Below are 22,638 nucleotides of genomic sequence, written 5' to 3'. Positions count from 1 at the left end.
AGCCCGGTGGTGAAGCGATTCTCAGGGCCGCTCTGAGCCGCAGGTCACAGCGGACGGTTCTGCTGCTCGAGTGACGGACGATCGACAATGGAGCCCCGTCGACCGACCCGGCGAAGTATGAGCCGGACCATAGGCGCTGCGCACGCCAGTAGTGCTTGACCAGGTCGGGTTACTCCTGGCGCAGTCGTCGAGAGCTGACGCCCTTGAGACTGTTGACCAGCTTGGACAGGGCGACCTTCGGGGGGAAGTTCACCAGCAGATGGACGTGGTTGTTCTCGCCGTTGAACTGGACTAGTTCGACCTCGAAGTCCTGACAGACGCTCCGCGTGATCCCCTCGCAGCGTGTCAGGTGCTGGTCGTTGAAGACCTTGTGTCGGTACTTCGTCACGAAAACCACGTGGGCGTGGAGGACGAAAGCACAGTGACGACCCGTACGGATGTGCTGATACTCAGCCATAAACCAACTGAAGTACGGTCTTGGTGTGCAGCTTCGGTACAGCTTCCGTCTGTACCCGAACGGGCCGCAGCGCAGCGCGCTGGCCAGGGCGTTCGGGTGTGCGCGGGTGGTCTACAACGATGCCCTTCGGGCTCGTGAGACCGCCCGCTCTGCGGGGCTGCCGTTCGTGACCTCGGCCGAACTGTCAAAACAGATCACGACGGCCAAGAAGACCGAAGAGCGGGCATGGCTCGCTGAGGTGTCGGCGGTGGTCCTGCAACAGTCCCTCCGGGACCTGGACACCGCATACCGAAACTTCTTCGACTCCTTGAAGGGAAAGCGTCCCCGTATGGGTACGCCCCGCTTCAAGTCGCGGAAGGACAACCGGCACACGGTCCGCTTCACCGCCAACGCACGGTGGAAGATCACCCCGGGCGGCGACCTGTCGCTGCCGAAGATCGGCGACGTTCGCGTCAAGTGGTCCCGTACCCTGCCGTCCGTTCCGTCCACGGTGACCGTGGTCAAGGACGCCGCAGGCCGGTACTTCGCGAGCTTCATCGTGGAGACCGGGACGGACGAGGCGCTGCCCAAGGTGACGCCCGTGGTCGGCATCGACCTCGGCCTGACGCACTTTGTGATCCTCTCCGACGGCACGAAGATCGATAACCCCCGGTTTCTGCGCCGGGCAGAGAAGAGGTTGAAGAAGGCTCAGCGGGACTTGTCCCGCAAGGCCAAAGGCAGCAACAACCGGGCCAAGGCCCGGATCAAGGTCGCCCGCGCCCACGCACGGACCGCCGATGCGCGACGCGAGTTCCACCACCAGCTCTCCACGAAGATCATCCGCGAGAACCAAGCGGTGGCGGTGGAAGACCTGGCGATCAAGGGACTTGCCCGCACGCGTCTCGCCAAGTCCGTGCACGACGCCGGATGGTCCACGTTCGTCGCGATGCTGGAGTACAAGTCAGCCCGGTACGGGCGGCAGTTCCACCGCATCGACCGCTTCGAGCCGACCTCCCAGGTCTGCTCGGCCTGCGGCGTCAAGGACGGCCCCAAGCCCCTGCATATCCGTGAGTGGACATGCGGAGCCTGCGGGACCGTCCACGACCGGGACATCAACTCGGCGGTAAACGTCGCCACGGCCGCCGGACTGGCGGTATCAGCCTGCGGAGCGCGGGTAAGACCGGGACTCGTCCCGGCACAGCGCGAAGAAACAGGAACCCACCGAGACGGTCAGACAACCGTGGCAGGAATCCCCGCCCGTTAGGGCGGGGAGCGGAAGTCAATTGATGAGCGTGATGCGGTCCGCCGCCGGCGGGGCGATCGGCGTCGCCGCCGTCGACTTCGACAGGTAGGCGTTGAAGGCGTCCAGGTCGGCCACGCCGACCAGCTTGTTCTTGTGCTCCTTCAGGACGGTGAAGCCGTCACCGCCGCCCGCGAGGAACTCGTTCATCGCGACCCGGTAGGTCTTGGCCGGGTCGATCGCCGCGCCGTCGAGCTTCACCGAGTCCACGACGATGCGGTCCGCGCCCGCCTTCGTCATGTCCAGGGTGTACGTGAAGCCCTTGGACACCTGGAGGATCTTCGGGCTCACACCGTTGACCGGGCCGCTGACCTGCTGCTGGAGCGCGGTGATCAGCTGCGCGCCGGTCAGGTCCACGATGTTCATCATGTTGTTGAACGGCTGGACCGTGTACGACTCGCCGTACGTCACGACGCCGTCGCCCTCGGCCCCGGAGGCCTTGTAGGCGAGGTCGGCGCGGATGCCGCCCGGGTTCATGATGGCGAGCTGCGCGCCGCCCTTGTCGGCCGGGGCGGTGGCCTCCAGCTGCGCGTCGGCGATCAGGTCACCGAGCGGCTTCTCCGGCGCCTCCGAGCCGCGGCCCGGGATGTCCGCCGAGATGAAGCCCTCGGGGCGGTTGGCGACGGGGGCCGCGAGCGTGTTCCAGCGCTGGATCAGCTCGGTCATGTCCGGAGCCTTGGGCTGGGTCCGGGTCACCACCTTGTTGACCGGCTTGGGCGAGCTGACCGGCGTACGGACGATGTCCTTGGTCTTCCGGTCGTAGGTGAGGTTGGTGTCCGTGAACAGGCGGCCGTAGGAGGCGGCCGAGGTGACCATGCGCGGGTTGCCCGCCGGGTCGGGGATGTTGCAGGCGTAGGCCTGGTGCGTGTGGCCGGTCACCAGCGCGTCGACCTTCGGGTCCACGTTCTTGGCGATGTCCACGATCGCGCCCGAGATGCCGGCGCCGGCGCCCGGGACGTCGCAGTCGTAGTTGTACGCGCCGCTCGCGGGCAGGCCGCCCTCGTGGATCAGCGCGACGATCGACTTGACGCCCTGCTTGTTCAGCTCGGCGGCGTACTTGTTGATCGTCTCGACCTCGTCACCGAACTTCAGGCCCTTGACGCCGTCGGCGGTCACGACGTCCGGGGTGCCCTCCAGGGTGACGCCGATGAAGCCGATCTTCACGTCCCCCTTCTTCCAGATGAAGGTGGGCGAGAGCATCGGACGCTTGGTCTTCTCGTCCGTCACGTTCGCGGCGAGGTACTTGAACTCGGAGCCCGTGAACTCCTTGCCGTACTCGAAGCAGCCCTCGGTCGGGTGGCAGCCGCCGTACTGCATGCGGCGCAGCTCGGTCTTGCCCTCGTCGAACTCGTGGTTGCCGACGCTGGTGACGTCCAGCTTGAGCTTGTTCAGCGCCTCGATGCTCGGCTCGTCGTGGAAGAGCCCGGACAGCATCGGGCTGCCGCCGATCATGTCACCGGCTGCGGCGGTGACGGAGTACTCGTGGCCCTTGCGGGCCTCACGCAGGCTGGTCGCGAGGTACTCGACCCCGCCCGCGGGTATGGCCTTGGTGGTGCCGTCCGCCTGAAGCTCGGACACGTTGCCGGAGGAGCCCTGCGGGGGCTCCAGGGTGCCGTGGAAGTCGTTGAACGACAGCATCTGCACATCGACGGTCCGGCTCTTGGCGGCACCGCCACCACTCGCGGCCCCGGCCGGCAGAGCGGCGGCGACCATCGCTCCGGCCCCGGCCGTGACGGCGAGGGCGGTGATGGTCAACCGGCGGGCTCGGCGGTGCCGTTGTGGCGTCGCTGACATTTAATCCCCTTTGTGGACAGCGATACTGCTTGGGAGGTCCGCCGAAGCCTATGGTCAACGCGCGTAGCACGACAGGGGGTAGCGGGTATCGAGCTGGTTACGCGCGGAAGACGGATCGCCGCCGACCGATGCCGACCGGCCCCCGGGGGGCACGCTCCCCCGCGCCCGCCGCGGCCGTAGGCTCGTGCCATGAATGACGCAGCAGCGGCCCTGGAGCCGGGACGGCAGATTGTGACGCTCGACGAGCTGACGGAGGAACAGGCCGACGCCGTGCTCGCCCTGATCGAGGACGCGGCCCGGACGGACGGCACCACCGCCGTGTCCGAGCAGGGCCGGCTCCAGCTGCGCGGCGGACCGCGCGAGGGGATCCGGCACTTCCTGCTCACCGACAGCGGCCGGCTCGCCGGGTACGGGCAACTGGAGGACACCGACCCGGTGGAGGCCCCGGCCGCCGAGCTCGTCGTACACCCGGCGCTGCGCGGACGCGGGCACGGGCGGGCGCTGGGGTCCGCGCTGCTGAACGCGTCCGGCAAGCGGATCCGGGTGTGGGCGCACGGCGGCAAGTCCGCGGCCCGGCACCTCGCGCAGGTGCTCGGCCTGACGCTCTTCCGCGAACTGCGCCAGCTGCGCCGCCCGCTCGGCCCGGAGGCGCCCCCGCTGCCCGAGCCGGTGCTCCCGCCCGGGGTGACGGTCCGCACCTTCGTCCCCGGCGCCGACGACGCGGCCTGGCTCGCGGCGAACGCGGCCGCCTTCGCCCACCACCCCGAGCAGGGCGCGCTGACCCAGCGGGACCTCAACGACCGCATCGCGCAGCCCTGGTTCGACCCCGAGGGCTTCTTCCTCGCCGAGCGGGAGGGGGAGCTCGTCGGCTTCCACTGGACGAAGATCCACCGGGCGGAACGGCTCGGCGAGGTCTACGTCGTCGGCGTCCGCCCCGGCGCCCAGGGCGGCGGCCTCGGCAAGGCGCTCACCGCGATCGGGCTGCGCCACCTGGCCGCCGCGGGCCTGCCCACGGCCATGCTCTACGTCGACGCCGACAATCCGGCGGCGCTCGCTGTCTACGAGGGCCTCGGCTTCAGCACCTACGAGGTCGACCTGATGTACCGTACCGAGAGCTGATCCGTAGGGGGGTCTCCCGCCGGGTCCCCGCGCGCGGGGGCCCGTACGGGCGTTTCCGGGGCGCGCGAGCGACGTGATCGTGCACCACCCGGAGCTTGGAAGCCATTCGCCATTAACCAGGCATTAAGACGCGCTTGCGAGTCTCCCCGCATGCAGCCCCGACTCCGACTGACGGCCGACGCTTCCGACGCGCCTGTCCTCCCGCGTGCGCGGAAGAATGGAGTCATGAGCCACCAGCACAGCGCAGGCCCCACCGAGGTCCCCGCCCAGCAGCCGTCTCACACGTCCGCCGCTCAGTCCGCGCCGTCCGGGCCCGCCGCCTCGGGCCCCTCGGGCGCCTCCGCCGCCGCTCCGGCCGCCTCGCGCATCGGCTCGATAGCCGCGCTCCGGCCCCACATCGATCTCGATCCCGACCTCGACGCCGATCTGGACGCCTACGAGGAGAAGGAAAGCGGCGAGCTCCCCGCCGGGCGGTTCCTCGACCGGGAACGCAGCTGGCTCGCCTTCAACGAGCGGGTACTGGAGCTCGCCGAGGACCCGACGACCCCGCTGCTGGAGCGCGCCAACTTCCTGGCGATCTTCGCGAGCAACCTCGACGAGTTCTTCATGGTCCGCGTGGCCGGCCTCAAGCGGCGCATCGCGACCGGCGTCGCGACCCGTTCGGCCTCGGGCCTCCAGCCCCGCGAGGTGCTGGACCTGATCTGGACGCGCTCGCGGGAGCTCATGGCCCGGCACGCCGCCTGCTACCAGCAGGACATCGCGCCCCAGCTCGCCGAAGAGAGCATCCACCTCATCCGCTGGCCCGATCTCACCGAGAAGGAGCAGGCCCGCCTCTTCACACTGTTCCGGAACCAGATCTTCCCGGTGCTGACCCCGCTGGCCGTGGACCCCGCGCACCCGTTCCCGTACATCTCGGGCCTGTCGCTGAACCTGGCCGTGGTCGTACGCAACCCCGTCAGCGGCCACCGCCACTTCGCGCGGGTCAAGGTCCCGCCGCTCCTGTCGCGCTTCCTGGAGGCCTCGCCGCAGCGCTACGTCCCGCTGGAGGACGTCATCGCCGCGCACCTGGAGGAGCTCTTCCCCGGCATGGAGGTGCTCGCGCACCACATGTTCCGGGTGACGCGCAACGAGGACCTGGAGGTCGAGGAGGACGACGCGGAGAACCTGCTCCAGGCCCTGGAGAAGGAGCTCATGCGGCGCCGCTTCGGCCCGCCGGTGCGCCTGGAGGTCGAGGAGTCCATCGATCCCGGCGTACTGGACCTCCTCGTGCAGGAGCTGAAGATGTCCGCCGCCGAGGTCTACCCGCTGCCCGGGCCGCTGGACCTGACCGCCCTCTTCGGGATCTCCGGGCTGGACCGGCCCGAGCTGAAGTACCCGAAGTTCGTCGCCGGCACGCACCGCGACCTCGCCGAGGTGGAGTCCGCGTCGGCGCCCGACATCTTCGCCGCGCTGCGCGAGCGGGACGTCCTGCTGCACCACCCGTACGACTCCTTCTCCACCTCCGTGCAGGCCTTCCTGGAGCAGGCCGCCGCGGACCCGGACGTCCTCGCGATCAAGCAGACGCTGTACCGGACCTCCGGCGACTCCCCGATAGTCGACGCCCTGATCGACGCCGCCGAATCCGGCAAGCAGGTCCTCGTACTCGTCGAGATCAAGGCCCGCTTCGACGAGCAGGCCAACATCAAGTGGGCGCGCAAGCTGGAGGAGTCCGGCTGCCACGTCGTCTACGGCCTGGTCGGCCTGAAGACCCACTGCAAGCTGTCGCTCGTCGTCCGCCAGGAGGGCGACACGCTGCGCCGCTACTCCCACGTCGGCACCGGCAACTACCACCCCAAGACCGCCCGGCTCTACGAGGACCTCGGCCTGCTCACCGCGGACCCGCAGGTCGGCGCGGACCTCTCCGACCTCTTCAACCGGCTGTCCGGCTACTCGCGCCGCGAGACCTACCGCCGGCTGATCGTCGCCCCGCGCTCGCTGCGGGACGGCCTGATAGCGCGGATCGACAAGGAGGCCGCCCACCACAAGGCCGGCCGCCCCGCGTACGTACGCCTGAAGATGAACTCGATCGTCGACGAGGCCCTCATCGACGCCCTCTACCGGGCCGCCCAGGCAGGCGTCCCGGTCGACATCTGGGTCCGCGGCATCTGCGCCGTGCGCCCCGGGGTCGCCGGGCTGTCGGAGAACATCCGGGTCCGCTCGATCCTCGGCCGCTTCCTGGAGCACTCCCGGGTCTTCGCCTTCGGCAACGGCGGCGAACCCGAGGTGTGGATCGGCAGCGCCGACATGATGCACCGCAACCTCGACCGCCGCATCGAGGCACTGGTCAGGGTCGCCGACCCGGCCCACCGCGCGGCACTGGACCGGATGCTCGAAACCGGCATGTCCGACGCCACCTCCTCCTGGCACCTGGGGCCGGACGGCGAATGGACCCGGCACAGCACGGACGCGGAAGGCCAGCCGCTGCGGCACGTACAGGAGATGCTCATAGACGCCCGGAGGCGCCGGCGTGGCTCAGCCAAAACATGACCTGATGGCAGGTACGGCAGGTGACGTGCTCGGCACGTACCTGCGCGCCCAGGCCACCGCTTTCCTGCGCGCGATGCGCCTGCACGATGAAGGGGCAGCGAGCGGGGCCGACGCGGCGGAGGGAAGTGACGCGGCGCGCAGCCTGCGGGGGGCTGCGCGCCGCATCTCGGGCTCTCTGGCCACCTTCCGGGTGGTCACGGAATCCGCCTGGGCGGACGCGCTGCGCACCGAGCTGGTGTGGCTGTCGTCCACCCTGGCCGACGAGCACGCCTACGCGGCCCGCCTCCAGCGTCTGATGGAGGCACTGCACCGGCTGTCGGGCTCCCCGGAACTCCCGGCCCCGCGGGGCACGGCCGGCTCCCTCACCGTCGGCTCCGCCCGGGCGGGCGCCCTGCTGGAGCGCCAGCTCACGTTGGCCCGGACTAGGGCCCATTCGGCGACGCTTTCCGCCCTCGGCTCGTCCCGCTTCCACGCGGTGGCGGACGCGGTGGCGGTCCTGGCCTCGGAGGTCCCCCTGGACCCCGTCGCGGCCCGGGGCCGGATACCCGACGTCCTGATCCCCCTGGCCGAGGTGGCCGAATCCCGCCTGACGACAGCGATCTCCACCCTCCCCTCACCCCAGGGCACCCCGTACTCCCCGCACGAGGACGGCGCCTGGCACGAGGTACGCCGCCTGCTACGGGTCCACCGCTACGCCCGCGAGGCGCTCGGCGAGGACGTGACCCGCCTGGCGGCGGCGGGCGAGGCCCTGGACCGCCACCGCGACGCGGCCGAAGCGGCAGCCGCCTCCGCGACGGCAGCCCGCACCCCCCGCATCGCCCCGGCCACGGCCTACGCCCTGGGCGTCCTCCACGCCGACCAACGCCACGAGGTAGAAGCCTCCCGCACCACCTTCCAAACCCTCTGGCACCCGGTCCCGGCCCCCTGACCCCGGCAAACTCAGCCTCGCCGGCCGGGCCCGGCACATCCAGCCGGGCCCGGCAAATTCAGCCCCGCCGGCGTTTGAGGCGCGGGGGCCCGGGGGCTGGCCCCCGCAACGGCGCCGCACCCGTCCCCCAACCCCCCTCCCCCAATTGACGCTGAGGCCCCCCCGGGACAGAGCCTGGGGGATGGAGGGAGGCCCCGGGGCAGGGACCAGGCCCGGGGCCCCCACCGACGAAATCCGGCCACCCCGCGGAGCGACCCGGGAACCAGACCCCCCCAACCGCACCAGGCCGTCCGCCACGGTTCACCGTCCGTTCACCAAGCGCGGTCGACCGCTTCACCTGTTCTGTCTAATTTCGGCAGTGCACGGTGCGAGCCGCGAAGGAAACCGGCGGCCCACACCACGCAACCCCGTAGTCCTCTTCGCACGCCGCCCCGATAAAGAAAGCGGCCGGCGGCTTCTGGAAGGAACACCCGAAAGTGAAGCTTCAGCGCAAGAACCGGCTTCGTGCGTCCGCCCTCGGGGCCCTCGTCGTGTCCGGTGCCCTGGTCCTCACGGCGTGCGGCTCGGACGACAACACGAAGGCCTCCGACGGCACGGCCAAGGCCTCGGCTCCCGCCCTCGGCGACATCAAGTGTGACGACGCCAAGGGCAAGCTCCTCGCCTCCGGCTCCTCCGCGCAGAAGAACGCCGTGGACCTGTGGGTCAAGGCCTACATGGCAGCCTGCTCCGGCGTCGAGGTGAACTACAAGTCCTCCTCCTCCGGTGAGGGCATCGTCGCCTTCAACCAGGGCACCGTCGGCTTCGCCGGCTCGGACTCCGCGCTGAAGCCCGAGGCCGTCGAGGAGTCGAAGAAGATCTGCACCGGCGGCCAGGGCATCAACCTGCCGATGGTCGGCGGCCCGATCGCCCTCGGCTTCAACGTCGCCGGCGTGGACAAGCTGAACCTCGACGCCACCACGATCGCCAACATCTTCAACGACAAGATCAAGAAGTGGGACGACGAGGCGATCAAGAAGCTGAACCCGGGCGTCACGCTTCCCTCGACCCCGATCCAGCACTTCCACCGCTCCGAGGACTCCGGCACCACCGAGAACCTCGGCAAGTACCTCAAGGCAGCCGCTCCCGAGGCCTGGACGTACGAGGCCGCCAAGAAGTGGCCGGCCCCGGGCGGTCTCGGTGCCTCCGGCTCCGCCGGTGTGGCCACCCAGGTCAAGCAGGTCGACGGCTCGATCGGTTACTTCGAGCTCTCCTACGCCAGCGCGCAGGGCATCAAGACGGTCGACGTGAACACGGGCGCCGCCGCCCCGGTCAAGGCCTCCGCCGACAGCGCCTCCAAGGCCATCGCCGCCGCGAAGATCGCCGGCACCGGCTCCGACCTGGCGCTGAAGCTCGACTACACCACCAAGGCCGAGGGTGCGTACCCGATCGTCCTGGTGACGTACGAGATCGTCTGCGACAAGGGCAACAAGGCCGAGACCCTGCCCACCGTCAAGTCCTTCCTGAACTACACCGCCTCGGACGCGGGCCAGAAGGTCCTCTCCGAGAACGGCTACGCCCCCATCCCGACCGAGATCAACACCAAGGTCCGCGAAGTCATCAAGTCGCTGTCCTAATCACTGAGCCTCAGGTGCCGGCCGGCTCCCGTCCGAGCCGGCCGGCCCCGAGGACCCTTCCCCTCCACCCGGGGAATCCGGTGCACCGCCGCCAGGGGGCCCAGCCCCCGTCCAGACCGGAAAGATCATGGCTTCCACCACACCCACCCAGATAGACACGGCTCCGCCTGTCTCCAAGAGCGGAAGGTCCACCGGCCGCGCCGGTGACAAGATCTTCGCGGGGCTGTCCAAGGGCTCCGGCATCCTGCTCCTGGTGATCATGGCGTCGATCGCCGCCTTCCTCACCTACCGCGCGTCCATCGCCCTGTCGAAGAACGAGGGCAACTTCCTCACCACCTTCGACTGGAACGCGTCGGCCACGCCCCCCGTCTTCGGCATCGCCGTCCTGCTCTTCGGCACCGTCGTCAGCTCGATCATCGCGATGGCCATCGCGGTTCCGATCGCTGTCGGCATCGCCCTCTTCATCTCGCACTACGCGCCGCGCAAGCTGGCCGCACCCCTCGCCTACGTGGTCGACCTGCTGGCAGCCGTGCCGTCGATCATCTACGGCATCTGGGGCGCCCTCTTCCTCGTCCCGTACCTCGGCGGCCTGAACCTCTGGCTCGACGAGTACCTGGGCTGGACCTACGTCTTCGACAAATCCCAGGTGGGCGTCGCCCGCTCGATCTTCACCGTCGGCATCCTGCTCGCGATCATGATCCTCCCGATCGTCACGAGCGTCAGCCGCGAGGTCTTCCTCCAGGTCCCGCGCATGAACGAGGAGGCCGCCCTGGCCCTCGGCGCGACCCGCTGGGAGGTCATCCGCATGTCGGTGCTGCCCTTCGGCCGCTCGGGCGTCATCTCCGCCTCGATGCTCGGCCTCGGCCGCGCGCTCGGCGAGACCATGGCCGTCGCGACCGTCCTCTCCCCGAGCTTCCTGATCTCCGGCCACATCCTCGACCCGGGTGGCGGCACCTTCGCGCAGAACATCGCCGCGAAGTTCGACGAGGCCAACGAGTTCGGCCGGGACGCGCTGATCGCCTCCGGTCTGGTCCTCTTCCTGCTCACCCTGCTGGTCAACGGTGCCGCTCGCATGATCATCGCGCGCCGCAAGGAGTACTCGGGGGCGAACGCCTGATGAGCCACGCACTTCAGGACCCGCGCCCCTCCCGGGCCGCCAAGTCCCCCGCCCCCTCCAGCCTCATCCGAGGCGGCCTGCCCCGCTGGGCCCCGGCCGGCATCGCGGTCCTCGCGGTCGCCCTCGGCTGCGGCATCGGCGTCGTCTTCGACCTCCACAGCAGGATCCAGTGGGGCCTGATCGCCGCGCTCCTGTTCGTCGGGATCACCTACACCGCCAGCGCGGTCATCGAGAACCGCCGCCAGGCCAAGGACCGCGTCGCGACCTCCGTCGTGTGGGTCTGCTTCGCCCTCGCGGTCGTCCCGCTGGTCTCGCTGCTCTCGACCACCATCAGCCGCGGCATGAAGGTCCTCGACGGCGACTTCCTCGGCCACTCCATGAACGGCGTGACCAGCTTCGAGGAGGGCGGCGGCGTCTACCACGCGCTGCTCGGCACCATCGAGCAGGTCGCCCTGGCCACCGCGATCGCCGCGCCGATCGGCCTGCTGACCGCCGTCTACCTCGTCGAGTACGGCCGGGGCTCGCTCGCCAAGGCCGTCACCTTCTTCGTCGACGTCATGACCGGCATCCCCTCCATCGTCGCGGGTCTGTTCATCCTGACGACCTGGAACCTGATGCTCGGCTTCGGCCCTTCCGGCTTCGCCGGCGCGATGGCCCTGTCGATCCTGATGACGCCCGTTGTGGTCCGCTCCACCGAGGAGATGCTCAAGCTCGTCCCGAACGAGCTGCGCGAGGCCGCCCTGGCCCTCGGTGTGCCGAAGTGGCGCATGATCCTCAAGGTCGTGCTGCCCACCGCCATCGGCGGAATCTCCACCGGCGTGATGCTGGCCGTCGCCCGTATCGCCGGTGAGACCGCGCCGATCATGCTGCTGGTCTTCGGCTCCCAGCTGATCAACAACAACCCCTTCGAAGGCGCCCAGTCCTCGCTCCCCCTGTACATCTGGGAGCAGTACAAGGTCGGCAGTGAAGCCTCCTACGACCGGGCATGGGCCGCAGCGCTCGTCCTGATCGCCTTCGTCATGATCCTCAATCTGGTGGCCCGCGGCATCGCCCGCTGGAAGGCCCCGAAGACCGGTCGCTGACGCGACTAATGAAAGCGAAGTGACCCCTCATGGCCAAGCGAATCGACGTCAGCGGCCTTTCCGCCTTCTACGGCAGCCACAAGGCCATCGATGACATCTCGATGACCGTGGAGCCCCGCTCCGTGACCGCCTTCATCGGCCCCTCCGGCTGCGGCAAGTCCACCTTCCTGCGCACCCTCAACCGCATGCACGAGGTCACCCCCGGCGGCCGCGTCGAGGGCAAGGTGCTCCTGGACGACGAGAACCTGTACGGCCCCGGCGTGGACCCGGTCGCGGTCCGCCGCACGGTCGGCATGGTCTTCCAGCGCCCCAACCCCTTCCCCACCATGTCGATCTTCGACAACGTGGCGGCGGGCCTGCGGCTGAACGGCAGCTACAAGAAGTCCGAGCTCACGGACATCGTCGAGAGGTCCCTCCAGGGCGCCAACCTCTGGAACGAGGTCAAGGACCGCCTGAACAAGCCGGGCTCCGGCCTCTCCGGCGGCCAGCAGCAGCGTCTGTGCATCGCCCGCGCCATCGCGGTCGAGCCGCAGGTCCTCCTGATGGACGAGCCCTGCTCGGCCCTCGACCCGATCTCCACCCTCGCCATCGAGGACCTGATCGGCGAGCTCAAGGAGCGCTTCACGATCGTCATCGTGACGCACAACATGCAGCAGGCGGCCCGTGTCTCGGACCGCACCGCGTTCTTCAACCTCGCCGCCGTCGGCCAGCCCGGCAAGCTCGTCGAGCTCGACGACACGGAGCGGATCTTCTCCAACCCGTCCGTCCAGGCCACCGAGGACTACATCTCGGGCCGGTTCGGCTAGACCCGGACGCCGGGTACCTCCCAGCGGTGGCTGGGAGAGGACTTCATGCGGCTGCGCCGCATGTGCTGAACGTCCTGCGGTGCTGCATGGCGGTGCCACCGCAAGGCGAAAGGGCCGGCTCCCCCTGGGTGGGGGGAGCCGGCCCGCCTTCGTTTCCGCGCGACCGCGTGTCCGTAGGACCAGACCGCTAACCGAGCGCCAGGTCGACGATCCAGAAGCTCAGCGCGGCGACCAGCCCTGCGGCCGGCATCGTGATGAACCAGCCCAGGATGATGTTCTTGGCCACGCCCCAGCGGACCGCGTTCACCCGCTTGGTCGCACCCACACCCATGATCGCCGAGGTGATCACGTGGGTGGTGGAGATCGGCGCCTGGTACAGGTAGGACGCCGTGTACATGATCGAGGCGCCCGTCGTCTCGGCTGCGAAGCCCTGCGGCGGGTCCAGCTCGATGATCTTGCGGCCCAGGGTGCGCATGATGCGCCAGCCGCCCGCGTACGTACCGAGCGAGAGCATCACCGCGCAGGCGATCTTGACCCACACCGGGATCGGATCGCCGGCCTGCTCCACATCCGCGATGACCAGGGCCATCACCACGATGCCCATGGTCTTCTGGGCGTCCTGCAGACCGTGGCCGAGCGCCATGGCGGCCGCCGAGACGGTCTGGGCGATCCGGAAGCCGCGCTTGGCCTTGTGCGGGTTCGACCTGCGGAAGAGCCACATGATCGCGACCATCACCAGGTAGCCCACGATCAGGCCGACGACGGGCGACAGGAACATCGGGATGACGACCTTCTTCAGCACCCCGTGCCAGATGACGCCGATCCCGCCGGCGAGCGCCGCTCCCACCATGCCGCCGAACAGCGCGTGCGAGGAGGACGAGGGCAGGCCGAAGTACCAGGTGATCAGGTTCCACACGATCGCACCGACGAGGGCCGAGAAGAGGATCCACATCCCCCGGGTGCCCTGGGGCGTTTCGATGAGCCCCTTGCTGACCGTCTTGGCGACCCCGCTGCCCAGGAAGGCACCGGCGAGGTTCATCACGGCGGCCATCGCGAGCGCGGCACGCGGGGTCAGCGCACGCGTCGAGACCGAGGTCGCGATCGCGTTCGCCGAGTCGTGGAAACCGTTCGTGTAAGTGAAGCCGAGCGCGACACCGATGGTGACGATCAGCGCAAAGGTGTCCACGAGGTTCAGGACTCCTTGACCGCGATGGTCTCCACCGTGTTCGCGACGTGCTCGAACGCGTCAGCCGCCTCTTCAAGCACATCGACGATCTGCTTGAGCTTGAGCACCTCGATGGCGTCGTACTTGCCGTTGAAGAGCTGGGCGAGCAGCTTGCGGTGGATCTGGTCGGCCTGGTTCTCGAGGCGGTTGACCTCGATCCAGTACTCGGTCAGGTTGTCCATGGTGCGCAGATGCGGCATTGCCTCGGCGGTCAGCTCGGCCGCGCGCGCCAGCACCTCGATCTGCTGCTCGACGCCCTTGGGGAGCTCCTCCACGTTGTAGAGGACGACGAGGTCGACGGCCTCCTCCATGAAGTCCATGATGTCGTCGAGAGATGAGGCGAGGTTGTAGATGTCCTCGCGGTCGAAGGGCGTGATGAACGAGGAGTTCAGCTGGTGGAAGATCGCGTGGGTGGCATCGTCCCCCGCGTGCTCCGCTGCCCGCATCCGCTCCGCGATCTCGGCCCGGGCGGAGGAGTCCGCTCCGAGCAGTTCCATCAGGAGCTTGGAGCCCGTGACGATGTTGTCCGCGGATGCGGCGAACATGTCGTAGAAGCTCGTCTCCCTGGGGGTCAGACGAAATCGCACGTGAGGTCCTCGGGGTGCATTGGATTCGGTCAGGCTGATGCTAGGCGCATCCCCCGGCCACGGCTAACCGGCGGTTCCCCAGTGTCCTCCATCAGGCACAGTGGGCAGCACGTACCCCTGCCGCTCGGGGCGGGGCCCAGTACCCTATACCCACGAGGGGTATAGGCCCTCATTCCGGACCACGGGAGGACGCATGACGACCATCGAGGCGGAAGGTTCCGGAGCGGACGCGAGCGCGGACGCCGGCGCGGCGGTGCACGGGTACCACCACCAGAAGGACGAGCACCTCAAGCGACTCCGGCGCATCGAGGGCCAGATCCGGGGGCTGCAACGGCTCGTCGACGAGGACGTGTACTGCATCGACATACTCACCCAGGTCTCGGCGAGCACGAAGGCGCTGCAGTCCTTCGCGCTCCAGCTCCTGGAGGAGCACCTGCGGCACTGCGTGGCGGACGCCGCGGTCAAGGGCGGCGGGGAGATCGACGCCAAGGTCGACGAAGCGACGAAAGCGATCGCCCGTCTGCTGCGGACCTGACCGACCGCTGTACGGGGGCCCGGGCGGCGGACCGCCGCCTCGGCTCGCGCGCGGCACCCTCGGGAGCCGGAGGCTCTACCGGAGCCGGAGGCTCTGCTGGAAGGCTCTACCGGCGCCGGAGGCTCTGCTGGAAGGCTCTACCGGCGCCTCTAGAGGCTGACGCCCACCATCAGCACCTCGTCGATCCGGTCCTGGCTGAGCCGCTCCTCGTCCGCGGTGGAGGCCGCGATGATCAGCTCACCGCACAACTCGATCTCGGCGAGGGCCACGAAGTCGTGCACCGTCGTACCGCCTGCGGGAGTCACGCGTGTCACCTCGTTCTTCGGCCATCGGTCGTCGGCACCCGGCTTCCCAGCGTAGGGAGAGCACGTCGCTGCGCGCATGACACGGATGGACCATTTCCGGATACCGGGCCATGGCCCGATCGCACCGGTCTAGACCCATCCCGCCGACTATTCGGCGATCTTCCCGGTGTAAATGTCCCCGCTTGGGGGCAATACGACGGTCACCGGAGTCCCGAACCCGTAGAGCAGCGTCGTGGACGAGACATCGATCACGCCATTGTTGACATAGGTGAAACGGTGCCGGACCTTCCGCAGGCGACCCTCCTCGTCGAGGTACGCGTCGAACGGCACGGTGTCCGTGCTGAACCCTTTCGCCGCCGCCTCCAGTGCCCCCCTGACCTCCTGCGAGGCGCTGCGCGCGGCCCGCCCGATGTCGGTGGTGCCCCGGTAGTGCCGCACCTTGGTGCCCGCCACCTCGGTCTCGCCCACGTACGTGACCTGCTGCGCGCCCCGCAGCAGTTCGGCCGCCGCCAGCGGGTCGGTCGCCCCGCCCGTGACCAGGTTCCCGTCCGCGAGGGTCGTCGTATCGACCCGGACCCACTTGTCGGCGGGCACGCCCGCGCCCCGGTTCTTCATGTAGAGCGCGCCGGGTACCAGCAGCTCGGTGATCGGCCGGTGCTCGGCCTTGCCCTTCACATCAGCCGGGAGCATCACCAGGAGCTGGCCCATCCGGTTCTTGAAGTCGACCCCGCCCTCGCCCCGGATCGTGACCCGGGTGCCTCCGGCGGCCATCTCCATCGCCGTACGGGCCCGCGCGCTCCCGGTCCTGACCAGCGCGTCGGCGGCTCCGCGGACCACCGCAGCCGGGTCCGCGGGGGGCCGGTCGTCGCCGGCCGGACCGCCGACCGCGCTGCCGCACCCGGTCATCGCGGCCACGGTCACGGCCATGCCGACGGCGAGCACCGCCTCACCCGCATGCCCTCGTAGCCGCTTGTGCTGGTGCACCACCATCGCCTGCCAACCCCCAACGCGTGACCGCTGTTTGCCCGAGGCCCCACCCGCTCCGCTTAACGAGGTCCGAGGTTTCCCGTCACGGGCCACGCCGTCCCGGGGCGGCCCGGTCCCCGGTACCGTGGAGGCGTGGACCCGCATACGAAGGCGCCCTTCATCCCTTCGCCTCCCCCGCCTCCGCCTCTTCCGCCTCTTCCGCCTCTTCCGCCTCCGCTCGACGTGCTGCCGCTCCTCCGGCTCGAAGCCGCTGCCGGGGCCGCGTCCGGGGCCGCTTCCGTTGCCGTGGGGCCCGAACAGCCACCGGGCGGCCACGCCACGAGCACCGCCGAGCGCGGCTCGTTCTGCCTGGCGATATGCAGCTGCGGCTGGACCGGACCGGCCCGCCGCTCCCGTGACCTGGCCCGCAAGGACGCCACCCGGCACACGGCGGAGTGAGCCCGTCGCTCCGGCGTCCTTAGCTCGTTCGGACCGCCCGGCTGGCCGACCCGCCGGGCAGCGGATGCCCTTGACTCATGCCAGGTCCCGCGCCCCGTCTCGCCGCCCTCCTCTGGGCCCTGCTCCTCGCGTTCACCCCGGCTGCCGTGGCCTGGGCCCGGCCCGTGGGCACGGCGGACGGCCCGGCCGATGTGACCCTGGCCTTCGGTCTCACCACCGCCGCGGCGGTGGCCACCGGACTCTGGCTGCGTTCGCGCTACCGCCGCGACGAGGCCGACGGCGGCCGGGGCGCCGAGAGCAGTGACACGTGACCCCGCGCACCCGCCCGGCGGCGATCCGCCTCTGCTTCGGGGTGGCGGGGCTGTGCCTGCTGGCGGCCGTACTGCTCTCCGTATGGGACTCCTACGCGCACAGGTGAGCCCGCGTACGACTCAGGCGGCCAGATCGCTCTCGTGCGTCAGCGCCGACGGCGGGGTCGGGGTCGAGGCGGCCGGCGCCAGCCCGACCGGACAGGCCACCACCCGCTCCTTGGCGCGCACCAATCGCCCGGCGCGCGGGGAGCGGGCCACCGCCCGCACCACCGGGGTCAGCAGGGCCATGGCGAGCGGCGCGAGCAGCAGGACGACGGCGGTGCCGAGCGCGTAGCCGCCGATGACGTCGGTCGGGTAGTGCACACCCAGGTACAGGCGGCTGGCACCTTCGAGAAACGCCAGCCCGATTCCGATGAACCCGAACTTCCGGTTCGCGATGAACAGGCCGACGCCGAGCGCCATCGCGAGGGTGGCGTGGTCGCTGACGAAGGAGAAGTCGGCCGACCCGAGTCCCTGCCCAGGCCCCTGCCCAGGCCCCTGCCCAAGTCCCTGCCCGAGCCCGGGTTGAAGCACTTCCAGCCCGGCGTGCTCGTGGAACGGCCTTGGCCGCCCGACGAATTCACGCAGCGGAACGTTCAGGAGCAGAGCGATGCCGGCCGCGAGGGGGGCCCACACCAGTGCGGCGAACGATTCGACGGCCGTCGCCTCGTCCTGCCGGCGGGCGCCGCGCCAGCACCACAGCACGAGCAGCACCAGGGCCAGCAGGATCCCGTACTCGCCGAGGAGGCCCACGGCCCGGTCGATCCCGCCCGGGGCGTGCCGGGCCAGCCCGTTGATCTCGTACAGCAGGCTGACATCCACGTTCGACCCACCTGTTGTGAGTGAAGCCATGGTGCTGCGGCCCCTTGCCCTTGCCTAGGTTCCCGGGCGGGCGCACCCCGGTGTGCGCCCCTTCGGCCCCCGTTGATCAACCCCCGTGTTCATGGAACGCCCGTTCTGACGGCCGCGTTCCACTCTCCACCGAATGATCACTCCAACGTTATCGAAGAGTGACTCATCGTCGCAGCTCAGGGCCTTTGCCTTACGGAGAGTTGCTAGGGGATCCTGGCACCGGCGTCGGCGCTGGCCGCGGCACTGGCGCTGGGGCTGGGGCTGGGGCTGGGGCTGGGGCTGGCGCTGGCCGCGGCACCGGCACCGGCTTCGCCCGAGCGGACCGGAAGAGCCTGCGCCCCGTCCTTGGTCACCCGGGTCGCACCGAAGTAGTCGGGGGTGTCGATCTTGTCGAAGCGGATCACGGCGCCGGTGTACGGGGCGTTGATCATGTATCCGCCGCCCACGTAGAGACCGACGTGCCGGATCTCCCGCGAGTTCGTCAGATCGTCGGAGAAGAAGACGAGATCACCGGGAAGCAGTTCCGCGCGCGAGGGATGGGCCCCGGCGTTGTACTGATCGTTCGCGACGCGCGGCAGCTCGATCCCCACCGTCTCGTACGCGGCCTTGGTCAGCCCCGAGCAGTCAAACCGGCCGTCCTGGTCGGGAGTTCCGTTGCCGCCCCACAGATACGGAGTGCCGAGCTGCTTCTGGGCGAAGTAGATGGCCCCGGCGGCCTGCTGGGACGGCGCGACCCGGCCGACCGGCTTCGCGAAGCTCCGGGCCAGGGTCGTGATCGTCTTCACGTAGCCCTGGGTCTCCGAGTACGGCGGCACACCACCGTATTTAATGACCGCGTACGCCCCGGCGTTGTAGGCCGCGAGCATGTTGCTCGTCGCGTCCCCGGGCACGCCCGCCACGTTCTTTGCCAGCTCGCAGTCATACGAAGCAGCCGACGGGATCGCGTCGTTGGGATCCCAGATGTCCCGGTCGCCGTCACCGTCACCGTCGATGCCGTGGCCCGCCCAGGTGCCGGGGATGAACTGCGCGATACCGCGCGCGTCGGCCGGGCTGACGGCCGACGGGTTCCACCCGCTCTCCGAATACAGCTGGGCGGCGAGCAGCGGCGGACTGATGGCCGGGCACAGCGCTCCCCATTTCTGCACCAGCGCTTGGTACTTACCGGGAACCGCGCCCTTCACCAGCCCGACCGCCTGGCCACCGCCACCGGCTCCCACCAGCCCGGCCGCGGCCGAGTACGTCCCCACGACGAGGATCACGAGGAAGCTCAGGCACAGCCCGACCCCGATTCCACCTGCCATCCAGAATCTGCGCACCCGTCAACCCTCCCCCATGTCCACCGTTTTCGGGCGCGAAATGCCCGTGTCGTCCCTTTCGCTACTCCAGTCGGAAGCCAGACACCGCTCGCATCATCCTCGATGCGACAGCACACCGCCGTCCAGACCCCTGAGTTGGGGCGGGTGGTGGAGGAGCTACGGCAACGCTCCTGACGAGCGACCGCGACGCTCGTCAGGAGCATCGCGGTAGGTCGGCAGTAGCGCCGCCATAGCTCCTCAGGACCTCGCAGCTACCTCGGGGCCACGAACAGGCTCTGCGCGCTCCGCCCGATCGGCCCCTTCTCGTCATGGAGCCGGGCGTCGGCGAGGCCGATGCCCGCCGGGTCCACACTCGTACGGGCCTCCACGCAGGCCCATTCACCGACCGGGTGGCGGTGCAGGTGCACGGTGAGGTCACCGTTGACGAACACGAACCGGCCGAAATCCATCACCGAGCTGATGCCGTTGCCCGAGTCGGCGGCGATCAGCACCCGGTCCAGGGGCTTGACCTCCTCCCCCGCGAGGAGCGGGACCTTCATCCGCATCCAGCAGATGCCCGGGCCCAGCTCCAGGAAGGCGCCCTCGGTGAAACGGGCCTCCATGGCCGAGTGGTAGCCGGTCTCCCACGGCACCGGGAAGAACGGCGCCGCCCCCACCTCCCCGGGCGGCGGCAGCTGCGGCCCCGGGGCCACGCCCGGCACCGACTCCTCGGCCACCCGGATCCGCAGGGCGCGCGCGAGCATCACCGGCGCGGCCCCTTGCGGCGCGAGGGCGGCCTCGACCACCTCGGTGCCACGGCCGGCCCGGAGCACGCTGGTGGTGATCTCCAGCGGCCCGATCGGCACCGGGCGCAGGATCTCGTAGGTGATCCGGGCGATCCGCATGTCCTCGCGGGCCCCCGCGCGCTCCTCGACGGCCCGCCCGAGCAGCGCGGCCGGCGGCCCGGCGTGCTGCGAGCCGGGGTCCCACGGCCCGCGCGTGTACTCCGTGGCCAGGAACCGCCCTGCGTCGACCCGCTCGAAGAACCCCTCGGCGCCCATACGACTCACGCTACCGACAGGTAACCCCCCACACCAGACCCGGCACGGGCTCAGCCGTGTCCCTCAGCGGGCAAACCCCAGCCCCACCCCCAGCCCCACCAGCACCGAACCGATCGCCCGATTCAGAGTCTTCTGCGCCTTCAGCATCCGGTCGCGCAACCGCGAGTTGGAGAAGAACAACGCCACCGCGCCGAACCAGCCCAGATGCGCCGCCGACATGAACAGCCCATAGCCCGCCTGCTGCCACACCGGGGTATCCGGATTGACCACCTGCGTGAACGTGGACACCACGAACAACGTGGTCTTCGGATTGAGCACGTTGGTCAGAAACCCGGACCGCAGCGCCCCGACCCGGGTCACCTCCGGCTTCGCCTGGAGATCCACAGTGATCTCGGCCCGCGCCCGGAAGGTACGGATCCCGATCCACACCAGGTACGCCGCGCCCGCCAGCTTGATCGCCGTGAACAGCGCGGTCGACGAGGCGATCAGCAGGCCGACCCCGAGCATCGTGTAAGAGACGTGCACCAGCACACCGGCCGCGACACCGGCCGCCGCGAACAGCCCCGTGGGCCGCCCGTACAGATAGCTGTTCCGCACCACCATCGCGAAATCGGCGCCGGGACTGATCACGGCGAGGAGGGTGATGACTGCGACTGCGATCACTTCTGTCATGCCGTGATGCTCATCGCTCACTCCCCTCAGTTCAACCCCACCCGGAATCGCGATACTTGTCCCATGACCGCCGCCACCCCTCCCCTCACCCTGCGCCCCTTCCGCCCCACCGACTCGGCGCTCCTGATCGACTGGATCACCGGTCCGACCGAACTCATCACCTGGGCGGGCCCGTCCTTCTCGTGGCCCCTGGACGAAGCCCAGCTCACCGCCTACGCCACCGACCCCGCCCGCCACACCTTCACCGCCATATCCGCGGACTCCGAGCCGGTCGGCCACATCTCCCTCCGCCGCCACGACGACGCACCGGGCGCCCGCCTCGGCCGCGTCCTCATCGCCCCGGCATCCCGCGGCCGGGGCCTCGGCGAGAGCCTCCTCACCCTGGCGATCGACCAAGCCTTCGGCGACCTCGCCCTGCCCCTGCTCGACCTGGGCGTCTACGCCCACAACACCCCGGCCGTCCGCCTCTACGAGAAGCTCGGCTTCCGCACCCACCAGGTCATCAAGGACGTGGAGCAGGTCGACGGCGTCTGGTGGACCGCCCTCCAAATGCGGCTGCCCTCCCCGAACCAGTAACAATGAAGACGTGCCCCCGACCCCCGCCTCCCCCTCCACCCCCGCCCTGCACGCCGACTGCGCCAACTGCTTCGCGCTCTGCTGTGTCGCCCTCCCCTTCGCCAAGTCCAACGACTTCGCGATGAACAAGGCCGCCGGCACCCCCTGCAAGAACCTCCAGCAGGACTTCCGGTGCGGCATCCACACCCAGCTGCGCGACAAGGGCTTCCCCGGCTGCACCGTCTTCGACTGCTTCGGGGCGGGGCAGCAGGTCTCCCAGGTCACCTTCGGCGGCAGGGACTGGCGCAGCCACCCGGAGACCTCCCGCCAGATGTTCGAGGTCTTCCCGATCATGCGGCAGCTCCACGAGCTGCTCTTCTACATCACCGAGGCCCTGGCCCGCCCCGCGGCCGCCCCCCTCCACCCGGCCCTCCGCGCAGCACTGGCCACTACGGAAGAGGCCACCCGAGCGGACGCGGCCACCCTGGCCCCCTTCGACGTAGGCGCCCTCCGCCAGGAGATCAACACGCTGCTCCTCAAGACCAGCGAGCTCGTCCGCGCCAAGGCCCCGGCCCGGAAGAAGAACCACCGCGGCGCCGACCTGATGGGCGCCCGCCTCTCCGGCGCGGACCTCCGCGGCGCCAACCTCCGCGGCGCCTACCTGATCGCCGCCGACCTGAGCCGCGCCGACCTCCGCACCGCCGACCTGATCGGCGCGGACTTCCGCGACGCCAACCTGGCGGACGCCGACCTCCGCGAAGCCCTCTTCCTCACCCAACCCCAACTCAACGCCGCCCAAGGCACCCCCACCACCAAAATCCCCCCCACCCTCACCCGCCCCACCCACTGGACCTAAGCCAGACCCATCCCCGCCAGCGCAAATCCAGCCCCGCCGGCGTTCGAGGCGCGGGGTCTGGGCGAGCCCCGTAACCCCCAGCGCCGGGGCAAGTCCAGCCCCGCCGGCGTTCGAGGCGCGGGGTCTGGGGCGGAGCCCCAGTTTCGGGAAGGGGCGGGGCGGGGAGAGACCCCGCGCAGCGGCCCCCGGCCCCCGGCCC

22 protein-coding genes and 1 pseudogene are annotated in these 22,638 nt (G+C 69.8%); 13 read left to right on the top strand and 10 right to left on the bottom strand.

Annotation, left to right across the window (positions count from 1 at the left end; translation table 11 throughout):
• Positions 1-457, bottom strand: a pseudogene (gene tnpA / locus J7I97_RS35985) (IS200/IS605 family transposase); the annotation flags it as partial.
• Positions 458-482: 25 nt separating this feature from the next.
• Between tnpA and J7I97_RS35980 the strand changes: the two are divergent.
• A complete protein-coding gene (locus J7I97_RS35980) occupies positions 483-1,700 on the top strand; it encodes an RNA-guided endonuclease TnpB family protein (RefSeq protein ID WP_214944094.1) in 1,218 nt (405 codons plus the stop codon).
• Between the two features lie 15 nt (positions 1,701-1,715).
• Here the strand turns inward: J7I97_RS35980 and J7I97_RS35975 are convergent, their stop codons facing one another.
• Positions 1,716-3,530 carry a bifunctional UDP-sugar hydrolase/5'-nucleotidase gene (locus J7I97_RS35975; protein ID WP_214944092.1) on the bottom strand — a complete coding sequence of 605 codons (1,815 nt, stop codon included), beginning with the start codon at positions 3,528-3,530 and terminating at the stop codon, positions 1,716-1,718.
• A gap of 189 nt (positions 3,531-3,719) precedes the next feature.
• Here J7I97_RS35975 and mshD point away from each other — a divergent pair, with 189 nt between their 5' ends.
• From mshD to pstB, 7 genes are all read left to right on the top strand, one after another.
• Entirely contained in the window at positions 3,720-4,649 is a 930-nt protein-coding gene (gene mshD / locus J7I97_RS35970) for a mycothiol synthase (RefSeq protein WP_214944090.1), read from the top strand.
• 225 nt (positions 4,650-4,874) lie between these two features.
• Positions 4,875-7,175 carry an RNA degradosome polyphosphate kinase gene (locus J7I97_RS35965; protein ID WP_214944088.1) on the top strand — a complete coding sequence of 767 codons (2,301 nt, stop codon included), beginning with the start codon at positions 4,875-4,877 and terminating at the stop codon, positions 7,173-7,175.
• Positions 7,176-7,179: 4 nt separating this feature from the next.
• Positions 7,180-8,103 carry a CHAD domain-containing protein gene (locus tag J7I97_RS35960; RefSeq protein ID WP_214944086.1) on the top strand — a complete coding sequence of 308 codons (924 nt, stop codon included), beginning with the start codon at positions 7,180-7,182 and terminating at the stop codon, positions 8,101-8,103.
• 476 nt (positions 8,104-8,579) lie between these two features.
• Positions 8,580-9,716 carry a phosphate ABC transporter substrate-binding protein PstS gene (pstS, locus tag J7I97_RS35955; protein ID WP_214944084.1) on the top strand — a complete coding sequence of 379 codons (1,137 nt, stop codon included), beginning with the start codon at positions 8,580-8,582 and terminating at the stop codon, positions 9,714-9,716.
• 127 nt (positions 9,717-9,843) lie between these two features.
• Positions 9,844-10,833: a phosphate ABC transporter permease subunit PstC gene (gene pstC / locus J7I97_RS35950; RefSeq protein WP_214944082.1), complete on the top strand. Its 990-nt coding sequence runs from the start codon at positions 9,844-9,846 to the stop codon at positions 10,831-10,833.
• Positions 10,833-11,915, top strand: coding sequence for a phosphate ABC transporter permease PstA (gene pstA, locus J7I97_RS35945; protein ID WP_214944080.1), 1,083 nt, complete (start codon positions 10,833-10,835; stop codon positions 11,913-11,915). The genes pstC and pstA overlap by 1 nt, the downstream gene beginning before the upstream one ends.
• Before the next feature lie 29 nt (positions 11,916-11,944).
• Positions 11,945-12,721, top strand: a complete 777-nt coding sequence (pstB, locus tag J7I97_RS35940) for a phosphate ABC transporter ATP-binding protein PstB (protein ID WP_214944078.1) — start codon at positions 11,945-11,947, stop codon at positions 12,719-12,721.
• A 187-nt stretch (positions 12,722-12,908) separates the two neighbouring features.
• Here pstB and J7I97_RS35935 read toward each other — a convergent pair whose 3' ends face one another.
• Complete coding sequence (locus J7I97_RS35935) at positions 12,909-13,907, bottom strand: inorganic phosphate transporter (protein WP_214944076.1); 999 nt, start codon at positions 13,905-13,907, stop codon at positions 12,909-12,911.
• A gap of 5 nt (positions 13,908-13,912) precedes the next feature.
• Positions 13,913-14,533, bottom strand: a complete 621-nt coding sequence (locus tag J7I97_RS35930; RefSeq protein WP_008742369.1) for a DUF47 domain-containing protein — start codon at positions 14,531-14,533, stop codon at positions 13,913-13,915.
• A 193-nt stretch (positions 14,534-14,726) separates the two neighbouring features.
• Here J7I97_RS35930 and J7I97_RS35925 point away from each other — a divergent pair, with 193 nt between their 5' ends.
• The gene (locus J7I97_RS35925; RefSeq protein ID WP_214944074.1) at positions 14,727-15,068 is read left to right on the top strand and encodes a metal-sensitive transcriptional regulator; all 342 of its coding nucleotides are present in this window, start codon (positions 14,727-14,729) and stop codon (positions 15,066-15,068) included.
• Between the two features lie 149 nt (positions 15,069-15,217).
• Here the strand turns inward: J7I97_RS35925 and J7I97_RS35920 are convergent, their stop codons facing one another.
• Positions 15,218-15,373 (bottom strand): hypothetical protein, encoded by a 156-nt coding sequence (locus J7I97_RS35920; protein ID WP_214944072.1) that lies wholly within the window; start codon positions 15,371-15,373, stop codon positions 15,218-15,220.
• A 147-nt stretch (positions 15,374-15,520) separates the two neighbouring features.
• Positions 15,521-16,363 carry a hypothetical protein gene (locus J7I97_RS35915; protein WP_214944070.1) on the bottom strand — a complete coding sequence of 281 codons (843 nt, stop codon included), beginning with the start codon at positions 16,361-16,363 and terminating at the stop codon, positions 15,521-15,523.
• A gap of 219 nt (positions 16,364-16,582) precedes the next feature.
• Here J7I97_RS35915 and J7I97_RS35910 point away from each other — a divergent pair, with 219 nt between their 5' ends.
• Together J7I97_RS35910 and J7I97_RS35905 are read left to right on the top strand one after the other, a co-directional pair.
• Entirely contained in the window at positions 16,583-16,798 is a 216-nt protein-coding gene (locus J7I97_RS35910; protein WP_214944099.1) for a hypothetical protein, read from the top strand.
• Positions 16,799-16,875: 77 nt separating this feature from the next.
• The gene (locus J7I97_RS35905; protein ID WP_214944069.1) at positions 16,876-17,109 is read left to right on the top strand and encodes a hypothetical protein; all 234 of its coding nucleotides are present in this window, start codon (positions 16,876-16,878) and stop codon (positions 17,107-17,109) included.
• A gap of 120 nt (positions 17,110-17,229) precedes the next feature.
• Here J7I97_RS35905 and J7I97_RS35900 read toward each other — a convergent pair whose 3' ends face one another.
• The 4 genes from J7I97_RS35900 to J7I97_RS35885 form a co-directional block, all read right to left on the bottom strand.
• Positions 17,230-18,000, bottom strand: coding sequence for a phosphatase PAP2 family protein (locus J7I97_RS35900; protein WP_214944068.1), 771 nt, complete (start codon positions 17,998-18,000; stop codon positions 17,230-17,232).
• 203 nt (positions 18,001-18,203) lie between these two features.
• Positions 18,204-19,301 carry an NlpC/P60 family protein gene (locus tag J7I97_RS35895; RefSeq protein ID WP_214944067.1) on the bottom strand — a complete coding sequence of 366 codons (1,098 nt, stop codon included), beginning with the start codon at positions 19,299-19,301 and terminating at the stop codon, positions 18,204-18,206.
• A gap of 266 nt (positions 19,302-19,567) precedes the next feature.
• A complete protein-coding gene (locus J7I97_RS35890) occupies positions 19,568-20,356 on the bottom strand; it encodes a thioesterase family protein (protein ID WP_214944066.1) in 789 nt (262 codons plus the stop codon).
• 63 nt (positions 20,357-20,419) lie between these two features.
• The gene (locus tag J7I97_RS35885) at positions 20,420-21,028 is read right to left on the bottom strand and encodes a LysE family translocator (RefSeq protein WP_214944097.1); all 609 of its coding nucleotides are present in this window, start codon (positions 21,026-21,028) and stop codon (positions 20,420-20,422) included.
• A gap of 63 nt (positions 21,029-21,091) precedes the next feature.
• Here J7I97_RS35885 and J7I97_RS35880 point away from each other — a divergent pair, with 63 nt between their 5' ends.
• Together J7I97_RS35880 and J7I97_RS35875 are read left to right on the top strand one after the other, a co-directional pair.
• A complete protein-coding gene (locus tag J7I97_RS35880) occupies positions 21,092-21,604 on the top strand; it encodes a GNAT family N-acetyltransferase (protein WP_214944065.1) in 513 nt (170 codons plus the stop codon).
• A gap of 10 nt (positions 21,605-21,614) precedes the next feature.
• Entirely contained in the window at positions 21,615-22,439 is an 825-nt protein-coding gene (locus J7I97_RS35875; protein WP_214944064.1) for a pentapeptide repeat-containing protein, read from the top strand.
• Positions 22,440-22,638 lie beyond the last annotated feature (199 nt).

It is taken from the genome of Streptomyces sp. ISL-87 (assembly GCF_018614095.1).
GTDB lineage: Bacteria > Actinomycetota > Actinomycetes > Streptomycetales > Streptomycetaceae > Streptomyces.
This window is presented reverse-complemented; position numbering and strand designations above follow the sequence as displayed.

What these genes read in the sequence shown, in the direction of transcription:
- J7I97_RS35890 (WP_214944066.1), bottom strand. Translation starts at nt 20,356, where the DNA reads ATGGGCGCCGAGGGGTTCTTCGAGCGGGTCGACGCAGGGCGGTTCCTG.
- pstC (WP_214944082.1), top strand. Translation starts at nt 9,844, where the DNA reads ATGGCTTCCACCACACCCACCCAGATAGACACGGCTCCGCCTGTCTCC.
- J7I97_RS35925 (WP_214944074.1), top strand. Translation starts at nt 14,727, where the DNA reads ATGACGACCATCGAGGCGGAAGGTTCCGGAGCGGACGCGAGCGCGGAC.
- J7I97_RS35960 (WP_214944086.1), top strand. Translation starts at nt 7,180, where the DNA reads ATGGCAGGTACGGCAGGTGACGTGCTCGGCACGTACCTGCGCGCCCAG.
- J7I97_RS35895 (WP_214944067.1), bottom strand. Translation starts at nt 19,301, where the DNA reads ATGGCAGGTGGAATCGGGGTCGGGCTGTGCCTGAGCTTCCTCGTGATC.
- pstA (WP_214944080.1), top strand. Translation starts at nt 10,833, where the DNA reads ATGAGCCACGCACTTCAGGACCCGCGCCCCTCCCGGGCCGCCAAGTCC.
- J7I97_RS35905 (WP_214944069.1), top strand. Translation starts at nt 16,876, where the DNA reads ATGCCAGGTCCCGCGCCCCGTCTCGCCGCCCTCCTCTGGGCCCTGCTC.
- J7I97_RS35975 (WP_214944092.1), bottom strand. Translation starts at nt 3,530, where the DNA reads ATGTCAGCGACGCCACAACGGCACCGCCGAGCCCGCCGGTTGACCATC.
- pstB (WP_214944078.1), top strand. Translation starts at nt 11,945, where the DNA reads ATGGCCAAGCGAATCGACGTCAGCGGCCTTTCCGCCTTCTACGGCAGC.
- mshD (WP_214944090.1), top strand. Translation starts at nt 3,720, where the DNA reads ATGAATGACGCAGCAGCGGCCCTGGAGCCGGGACGGCAGATTGTGACG.
- J7I97_RS35915 (WP_214944070.1), bottom strand. Translation starts at nt 16,363, where the DNA reads ATGGTGGTGCACCAGCACAAGCGGCTACGAGGGCATGCGGGTGAGGCG.
- J7I97_RS35965 (WP_214944088.1), top strand. Translation starts at nt 4,875, where the DNA reads ATGAGCCACCAGCACAGCGCAGGCCCCACCGAGGTCCCCGCCCAGCAG.
- J7I97_RS35880 (WP_214944065.1), top strand. Translation starts at nt 21,092, where the DNA reads ATGACCGCCGCCACCCCTCCCCTCACCCTGCGCCCCTTCCGCCCCACC.
- J7I97_RS35900 (WP_214944068.1), bottom strand. Translation starts at nt 18,000, where the DNA reads ATGGCTTCACTCACAACAGGTGGGTCGAACGTGGATGTCAGCCTGCTG.
- J7I97_RS35885 (WP_214944097.1), bottom strand. Translation starts at nt 21,028, where the DNA reads ATGACAGAAGTGATCGCAGTCGCAGTCATCACCCTCCTCGCCGTGATC.